This is a genomic window from Bradyrhizobium sp. 23, assembly GCF_023073295.1.
Classification (GTDB): Bacteria; Pseudomonadota; Alphaproteobacteria; order Rhizobiales; family Xanthobacteraceae; genus Bradyrhizobium; species Bradyrhizobium canariense_D.
Genome location: NZ_JADPJF010000070.1, coordinates 220480 through 228301 on the forward strand (window position 1 = coordinate 220480; position 7822 = coordinate 228301).

The window sequence follows — 7822 nt, forward strand, 5'->3', positions numbered from 1 at the left end:
CGCGGCCGGTGATCGAGCGCGAAGGCCGAACCGCGCGCGCCGTGTTCAATTCCGAGCCGGGCCGTCCGACCGGCAATATCGTCACGGGACGCAAGGGCGGCATCTTCATGCATTTCGCCATTACCGGCAAAGCCGCGCATTCCGGGGCCAATTTCGCCGCCGGCGTCAGCGCAATCGGCGAGCTCGCGCACAAGATCGTGCAGATCCACGCGCTGACCGATCTCGACAAGGGTATCACGCTCAATGTCGGCCTTGTTTCGGGCGGGCAGTCCGTCAACACCACGGCGCCTTACGCGGAAGGACAGATCGACCTGCGCTATGTCGATCCGGCGGACCGCGCGAGGGTGATGGCTGCGATCGAGACCATCATCGCGACACCTTACGTGCCTGGCACCAGCGCGACGCTGACGGTCAAGGGCGAGTTCGTGCCGGTGGTGCAGAGCGCCGATTCAAAGGCACTGTTCGAGAACTATCAGGCTGCCGCAAGGCAGGCTGGCCTTACCACGCTGCAGGGCGAGTTCTCCGGCGGCTGCGCCGATTCCGGCTTCACCGCCGCGGTCGGAACGCCGACCATCTGCGGGCTCGGACCGGTCGGCGGACTCGCGCACACGCCGGAGGAATATCTCGAGCTCGACAGCATCGTGCCGCGCGCGCAGGCGCTGGCGCTGGCGATCTTGTGGGGGTGATTGCCAGCTCGAATATCCTTACGCATCAAGCTCATGATCGTGTGCGCCCGGCGCAAAGCCGAGGTCAGCCAGTAGTGTGGCCCGAGTTCGACCCGCGCAGGAAGCTCTGGAGGGAAGCCGAGGCGACGCTTCGTATCACCAGATAAGCTAACCGAGTCCGGGTTGCAGGGCCGTGTTAAGGTTTAACCATTCATAACGATTCGAAGGCACAACCTCAAAGGTGTTGAGGCGTCTGCTGCGGCTATTGCTTGCATCCGCAGCAGGTGTGTACAATGCCCGCTGGGGATGGGGAGGCCACTTGGCCACAGACGTGAATAGAGTGCACGACGGCGGACCTCTGATTAGCAAGTTGCAACCTGCTCCAGGGGCTAAGCCATTTCTGCGATGGGCTGGTAGCAAAAGGAAGCAGCTTTCTCGATTGAGTCCGTTTTGGTCACGTAACCACACCGGCTACGTTGAACCGTTTGCCGGCTCTGCGTGCCTCTTTTTCGAATTGGCACCGCACACCGGAGTTCTGGGTGACAGTAACCGGGAGCTTATCGAAGTTTATCGCGTGGTGAGAGATGACCCCGAAAAACTATACCGACGGCTACGTTGCATTCGTCGCGATCTGGAGACCTATACGCGCTGGCGCTCCCTTGACCCCCGATCGCTTGACCGGGACACGCGCGCACTACGCTTGCTGTACCTGAACAGGAATTGCTTCAACGGCATTTATCGGACCAATCTGGAAGGACATTTCAACGTCCCCATGGGCAGCAAGCTAAGCGCCTACTTCGAGAAGAGCGATCTCGTTCGCTGCTCAAACTTGCTTAAGAACGTAAAATTGGTAGCTGGCGATTTCGAGAAAACATTAGAGAATGTTGTTGCTGGTAATTTCGTCTACCTCGATCCTCCCTATGCCGTGGATTCTCGACGAATCTTTGTGCCTTGCAGGCAAACGTGGATGGCCGAGAATCGGCTTCGATGCTGGTTGACGAGGCTTGAGCGAAGACGGTAAGCCCGGCCATGACGAGGAGAGAGCCGTCACGAATAGCTCGGCGCATCCGGCCTGCGGAAGATCTGGATGGGGTCGCCCGGCACGATCGGATGGCCGCTGAACATCGCGTAGGCGTAGAGCGCGAGATAGGCGATCGCGAGCGCGCCGACCGCGTAGAAGGCCCAGGTCGCGACGCGTTTCATCATTGCGCTCCATTGCTGTCCCGGCGGGAGGCTCAGGCAGCGCTTGTAGAGCGATGACGGGGAAAAGGCCAGCCTGCACGGCCCGTCGCCGGCGGCGATCAAATGCCGCGGCGGACGTGGCTGGGAAGGCTGACGTCCGCAAGCCTGACGGCGTCTTCGTCCTGATCCACCGTCACATACTGACCGTGCCAATAGGCCAGCGCAGCGTTGCGGATCGAATTCCTGACGTCTCGCACCCGCCCGATGATGATGCCGTGCGAATGGCGCTCGAAGATCTCCTCGACCTCGCAGTCGACGGCGGACAATGCGCCGACCAGCAGCGGAACACCCGAGACCGCGGTCACCCATCTGGCGCCCGCGAAACGATCGGCGCCCTTAAGCCCGCCCTTGCCGGCAAAGCGCTCGGCGATGTCGAGCTGATCGGCCGCGAGGATGTTCACGCCGAAAGCGCCGTGGCGGCGGATCAGCGGGAAGGAGGAGGCGTCGCGGTTGATGCTGACGATCAGCGTCGGCGGATCGACCGAGAACGAGCTGACCGAGGTGACCGTCATGCCGGTGATGTCCTTGCCCCGTCCGGCGGTGATGACGCTGACGCCGCCGGTAAGGTGGCGCATGGCGCCGCGGAAATCGGCGGAGGAGACGGCATTTTCGGTCATGAGATCGCGGGGCACTACATTCATGGCTTCGTCCCCAAGCGGGGGTCCCTGTCTATCTAGGTACGATCGTCTGCCGACAAAAGGTGGCTCAGGATCGAGCCTTCGAGACCCGCGAGCTCGGCCGAGCCGCGTTCGCGCGGTCGGGCCGTGTTAACCACAACGTCGTGGGCGATCCGCCCTTCCTCGATCACCAGCACCCGGTCGGCCAGCGCGACCGCCTCGGCGACATCGTGGGTCACCAGGATCGCGGTAAAGCCCTGGTCGCGCCAGACGCGCTCCAACAACCGCTGCATCGAGATGCGGGTCAACGCGTCCAGCGCGCCAAGCGGCTCGTCGAAGGCGAGCACACGGGGACGCGAGACCAACGCGCGGGCAAGAGCTACGCGCTGCTTCTGGCCGCCCGACAGTACCGAGGGCCACTGGTCGCGCTTGTCGGTCAGTCCGACTTCGGTCAACGCCTTATCGGCGCGTGTATGCGCATCACTGGATGAACGATCGCGACCGAGGCCGACCTCGACATTGGAGAGAACGCGGGCCCAAGGCAACAGCCGCGGCTCCTGGAACATCACGCGAATATCCTCGGGCTTCACGGCGTCGCCGAGCGAGATACTGCCGGCGTCGAACTTCTCCAGGCCCGCGATGAGGCGCAGCAGCGTGCTCTTGCCGCAGCCGCTCTTGCCCACGATGGCGACGAACTGGCCGGCGGGGATGTGCAGGTCGATGCCGCGCAGCACCTCGTTGTCGCCGTAGGATTTGCGCAGGCCACGGATGCTGAGCGGCAGGCCGCTCGTTTGCACTGGGCGCTCCTCGCGCACGACGCGGGCGTGAGGCGCGAAATGGGAACGGCTGGCGAGTTCGGTGTCCGGAAGGGAGGTACGAAGGGCTGTCTGCATGTGAATCCCAGTATGTCTGCTCAGCGTTTCCAATAAGCGGGGTGCCAGGAGAGCGTCAGGCGCTCCAGCACGCGGGAGGCGCTGTCGGCGAGCTTGCCGAGCAGCGCGTAGATCAGGATCGAGAGCACCACGACGTCGATCAGCATGAACTCGCGCGCCTGCATCGCCATGTAGCCGAGGCCCGAGGACGCCGCGATGGTCTCGGCGACGATCAGGGTCAGCCACATGATGCCGAGCGCGAAGCGGATGCCGACGAAGATCGAGGGCAGCGCGCCCGGGAAGATCACGCGGCGGAACAGCTCGCCGTCGCTCATGCCGTAGATCCGCCCCATCTCGATCAGCTGCGGGTCGACGGTGCGGATGCCGTGCAGCGTGTTGAGGTAGATCGGGAAGAACACGCCGAGCGCGACCAAAAACAGCTTCGCGCTCTCGTCGATGCCGAACCACAGGATGACCAGCGGGATCAGCGCCAGATGCGGCACGTTGCGCACCATCTGCAGCGTTGTATCCGTGAGCTTGGCCGAGAGCTGCGACAGGCCATTGGCGAGGCCGAAGGCAAAGCCGATGCTGCCGCCGATCAGGAAGCCGATCGAGGCGCGCCAGAATGAAACCCAGATGTTGCGAACGAGCTCGCCGGAGAGCAGCAGCTTCCAGCCCGCAAGCAAGACGTCGCTCGGCGCCGGCAGCACCCGCGTCGGCACGAAGCCGGTGACGCTTGCGACCTGCCAGATCGCGATGATGGCGAACGGCACGATCCACTGGATCAGGCTATCGACGCGCGGCAGGCGCAAACTGCGGGGAAGTGAAACGCTGTCGATCAGGCTCATGACTGCGACACCTTCTGTTGCGGACGGAAGTCGCTGCCGACCGTTTCACCAAAAGGACCACCGTTGAAGTGCAGCCTGGTCACGTTGCTGGGCTGCTCCAGCGAGAGCAGCGGAAACACCAGCTCGGCGAAACGATAGGCTTCTTCCAGATGCGGGTAGCCCGACATGATGAAGGTATCGATGCCAATGTCCTGATACTCCCTAATGCGGGCCGCGACCGTCTGGGCGTCGCCGACCAGCGCCGTGCCAGCGCCGCCGCGCACGAGGCCGACACCGGCCCACAGGTTCGGCGCGATCTCGAGCTTGTCGCGCTTGCCGCCGTGAAGCTGCGCCATGCGCTGCTGGCCGACCGAATCCATCCGCGCAAAGTTCTTCTGCGCGGTTGCGATGGTCTCGTCGCTGACGTGCTTGATCAGCTCGTTGGCCGCACGCCAGGCCGCGTCATTGGTCTCGCGGACAATCACGTGGAGCCGGATGCCGAAGGATAGTTTTCGACCGCGAGCTGCTGCGACCTCCCTCACCCTCGCGATCTTCTCGGCGACCAAGGCCGGCGGTTCGCCCCAGGTCAGATATTTGTCGACGGTGTCGACGGCGACGTCGATGCCGGCATCCGACGAGCCGCCGAAATAGAGCGGCGGACGCGGCGACTGAACCGGCGGAAACAGCAGTTTGCCGCCTTCGACATGGATGTGCTTGCCCTCGACGTTGACGGTCTTGCCAGCGAGCAGCTCGCCATAGACGTTGAGGAACTCGCGGGTGACCTCGTAGCGCTCGTCATGGGCGAGTAAGATGCCGTCGCCCTTGTTCTCGACGGGATCGCCGCCGGTGACGACGTTGACCAGGAGCCGGCCGTTGGTGATGCGGTCCAGCGTCGACGTCATGCGCGCGGCCACGCTCGGCGATTGCAGGCCGGGCCTGACCGCCACGAGATAGCGCAGCCGCTCGGTGAACGGCGCGACCGAGGAGGCGACGATCCAGGAATCCTCGCAAGATCGCCCGGTCGGCAGCAGCACGCCGAAATAGCCGAGCTGGTCGGCGGCCTGCGCGATCTGGCGTAGATAGTTGAAATTGACCTCGCGGCCGCCGATGCCGGTGCCGAGATAGCGGCCGTCGCCGTGGGTCGGCAGGAACCAGAGGATGTTGGCGTTCGCTTGCTTGCTCATGTGCTTGCTCATGATCCTGGCCTCCGCGCCACGTCGGAAATCTTGATGGATTTGGGGATCAGGTTGAGGGCGAAGAACGCGTCCGCAACCTGCTGCTGATCGGCGATGACGGCATCGGTCAGCGGCTTGATGCCGTAGGATTGCCGCTTCAGCGCGACCTCGACCACCGGGACTGACAGGCCGATCGAGGGCGCCAGCTGCTCGGCAACCGCGTGGATATCGCCCTTGGCCCAATCGTCGACCGCGCTCAGCTCGGCCAGCACGGCGTCGACAATCCTCGGATTGGCTTCGAGGAATTTCTTCGAGGAAAAATAGAACTGGTAGTTGGCGACGATGCCGGTGCCGTCGGTAAGCGTGCGGGCGCTGGTGGCGGCTTCCGCGGCGGCCTGGAACGGATCCCAGATCACCCACGCATCGACCGCGCCGCGCTCGAAAGCGGCGCGCGCATCGGCTGGTGCGAGAAACACCGGCTCGATCTCGGAATATTTGACGCCGGCTTTCTCCAGCGCCTTGACCAGGAGGTAGTGGACATTGGAGCCCTTGTTGAGCGCGACCTTCTTGCCCTTGAGATCGGCGATGGATTTCAGCGGGGTGTCCTTCGGCACCAGGATCGCCTCGCCTTTCGGGGCCGGCGGCTCGTAGGCGACGTACTCAATCGGTGCGCCGGCGGCCTGCGCGAAGATCGGCGGGGCTTCTCCGGTGTTGCCGAAATCGATCGCGCCGACATTGAGCGCTTCGAGCAGCGGCGGGCCGGAGGGGAATTCGGTCCACACCACCTTGTAGCCGTCGGCAGCTAACTTCGGCTCCAGCGTGCCCTTGCTCTTGAGCAGCACCAGCTTGCCGTATTTCTGGTAGCCGATGCGGACGACCTTGTCCTGTCCGTAGGAGGTGCCGACCGCGGCGGCGACGATGCCGATCGACAGCACGATGGCCGCGATCAGACGCTGGATGATACGCCTCATGTTCAAACCCTTTTGAATGGGAAGGCTGGTTGGCACGATCAGGCTGCCGGGTTGCGCCAGACGATGTCGCGGATCACGATCGGCTTCGGGATCAGGCCGAGCTTGTGGAAGCGGTCGGCGACGCCCTGCTGGGTCGTGACGATGTCGTCGGTGACCGGGCCGACCACGAAATTCGCGCGATTGGCGGCGAGGGTCTGGATGTCCAGCGGGACGCCGGTGATCGCGGCGAGCGATTTGGCGACCGCGTCGCGGTGCTGCTCGGCCCATTGACCGGCGGCGGTCGTCACATCGATGATCTGTTGCAGGATGGCGCCGTGATTCCTGGCGAAATCGCGGTTGGCGATGAAGAAGGAATTGGTCTTGGTGACGTCGCGCGCATTGATCAGGATGCGGCCGCCCTGCTTGGTCTCGCCGATCGCTAAGTAAGGATCCCAGATTGCCCAGGCCTCGATGCTGCCATTGGCAAAGGCGGGCCCGGCATCCGGCGGCGTCAGATAGACCGGCGTGATGTCGGCATAGGTGAGGCCGGCTTTCTCGAGCGTCTGCACCACGATGTTGTGGGCGCTGGAGCCCTTGGTGAAGCCGACGCGCTTGCCCTTCAGGTCGGCGATGCCGCGGATCGGCGAATCCTTCGGCACCAGGATGCCCTGCCCGTTGGTGATGGGCTGGCCGGCGGCATAGACGATCGCCGCGCCCGCCGCCTGGGCGAACACCGGCGGGGAGTCGCCGACTGCGCCGAAATCGATGCTACCGACATTCATTGCCTCCATCATCGGAGGCCCCGACGAGAACTCGACCCATTTCACGTCGATGCCCAGGGGCGCGAAATGCTTTTCCAGGGCGGCCTGCTGACGCGTGATAACCAGCACGCCGGTCTTCTGGTAGCCGACACGAATGTCCTTCACCGCGCCTTGTGACGTTGCTTGCGCGTTGGCGTGCGAAACGAATGCGGCGGCTGCCGCAGTTCCAAGGGATAGTTTGAGAAAATCCCGACGTTGCATCCGACACTCCCGGCCGCGTGCGGCCGTCCTTCATTCGTGCTCGGGAATGATGGGGCGGCTTATCGGAGGTGTCGAGACGCGCGGAAAAATAGCGATGCATGCACTGCGCACCTGGCGGAGCGCATGATTAATCTTTCGATCCACGGAGCGAACGCAGGGGATATTTTTCCGCACGCGAATGTGAAAAACGCACGCAACCGAGCTGAGAAATTAAAAATCGCGAAAACAACCCCATGCACAGTAGCCGGGGCGCGCGAAAACAATGACTTACGCTTATCCGAAATTTGACCTTGACTCGTCGGGCAAAACAGGAGCAGGATGGCATCGTGGCGGCGTTGCGGATGGACCGGTCCCTGCCGGCCTAATGCAGCCATCTCACCGGTAGATTCTGCAGCCCGCGAAAGGCCCATCCGCCGATCCGTACCGGCTCGTCGTCGGCGATCTCGAGCCGG

General features: G+C 63.5%; 8 protein-coding genes. 1 reads left to right on the plus strand and 7 read right to left on the minus strand.

Features of this window, described 5'->3' with window-relative positions; all coding sequences use genetic code 11:
- A partial coding sequence (locus IVB32_RS18885) for a M20/M25/M40 family metallo-hydrolase (RefSeq protein WP_247410910.1) occupies window positions 1-686 on the plus strand: 686 nt, incomplete at its 5' end.
- A gap of 1026 nt (window positions 687-1712) precedes the next feature.
- Here the strand turns inward: IVB32_RS18885 and IVB32_RS18890 are convergent.
- The 7 genes from IVB32_RS18890 to IVB32_RS18920 all read right to left on the minus strand — a co-directional run bounded on the left by IVB32_RS18890 (window position 1713) and on the right by IVB32_RS18920 (window position 7370).
- Window positions 1713-1868 carry a hypothetical protein gene (locus IVB32_RS18890; protein WP_007596165.1) on the minus strand — a complete coding sequence of 52 codons (156 nt, stop codon included), beginning with the start codon at window positions 1866-1868 and terminating at the stop codon, window positions 1713-1715.
- A 98-nt stretch (window positions 1869-1966) separates the two neighbouring features.
- The gene (locus IVB32_RS18895) at window positions 1967-2548 is read right to left on the minus strand and encodes a flavin reductase family protein (protein WP_085395132.1); all 582 of its coding nucleotides are present in this window, start codon (window positions 2546-2548) and stop codon (window positions 1967-1969) included.
- A 32-nt stretch (window positions 2549-2580) separates the two neighbouring features.
- Window positions 2581-3417: an ATP-binding cassette domain-containing protein gene (locus IVB32_RS18900; protein ID WP_085349192.1), complete on the minus strand. Its 837-nt coding sequence runs from the start codon at window positions 3415-3417 to the stop codon at window positions 2581-2583.
- Window positions 3418-3437: 20 nt separating this feature from the next.
- Window positions 3438-4244: an aliphatic sulfonate ABC transporter permease SsuC gene (ssuC, locus tag IVB32_RS18905; protein ID WP_247366691.1), complete on the minus strand. Its 807-nt coding sequence runs from the start codon at window positions 4242-4244 to the stop codon at window positions 3438-3440.
- The gene (ssuD, locus tag IVB32_RS18910; RefSeq protein WP_247366693.1) at window positions 4241-5407 is read right to left on the minus strand and encodes an FMNH2-dependent alkanesulfonate monooxygenase; all 1167 of its coding nucleotides are present in this window, start codon (window positions 5405-5407) and stop codon (window positions 4241-4243) included. The genes ssuC and ssuD overlap by 4 nt, the downstream gene beginning before the upstream one ends.
- A gap of 8 nt (window positions 5408-5415) precedes the next feature.
- The gene (locus IVB32_RS18915; RefSeq protein ID WP_247337669.1) at window positions 5416-6369 is read right to left on the minus strand and encodes a sulfonate ABC transporter substrate-binding protein; all 954 of its coding nucleotides are present in this window, start codon (window positions 6367-6369) and stop codon (window positions 5416-5418) included.
- Window positions 6370-6407: 38 nt separating this feature from the next.
- Window positions 6408-7370 (minus strand): sulfonate ABC transporter substrate-binding protein, encoded by a 963-nt coding sequence (locus tag IVB32_RS18920; RefSeq protein ID WP_247366698.1) that lies wholly within the window; start codon window positions 7368-7370, stop codon window positions 6408-6410.
- Window positions 7371-7822 lie beyond the last annotated feature (452 nt).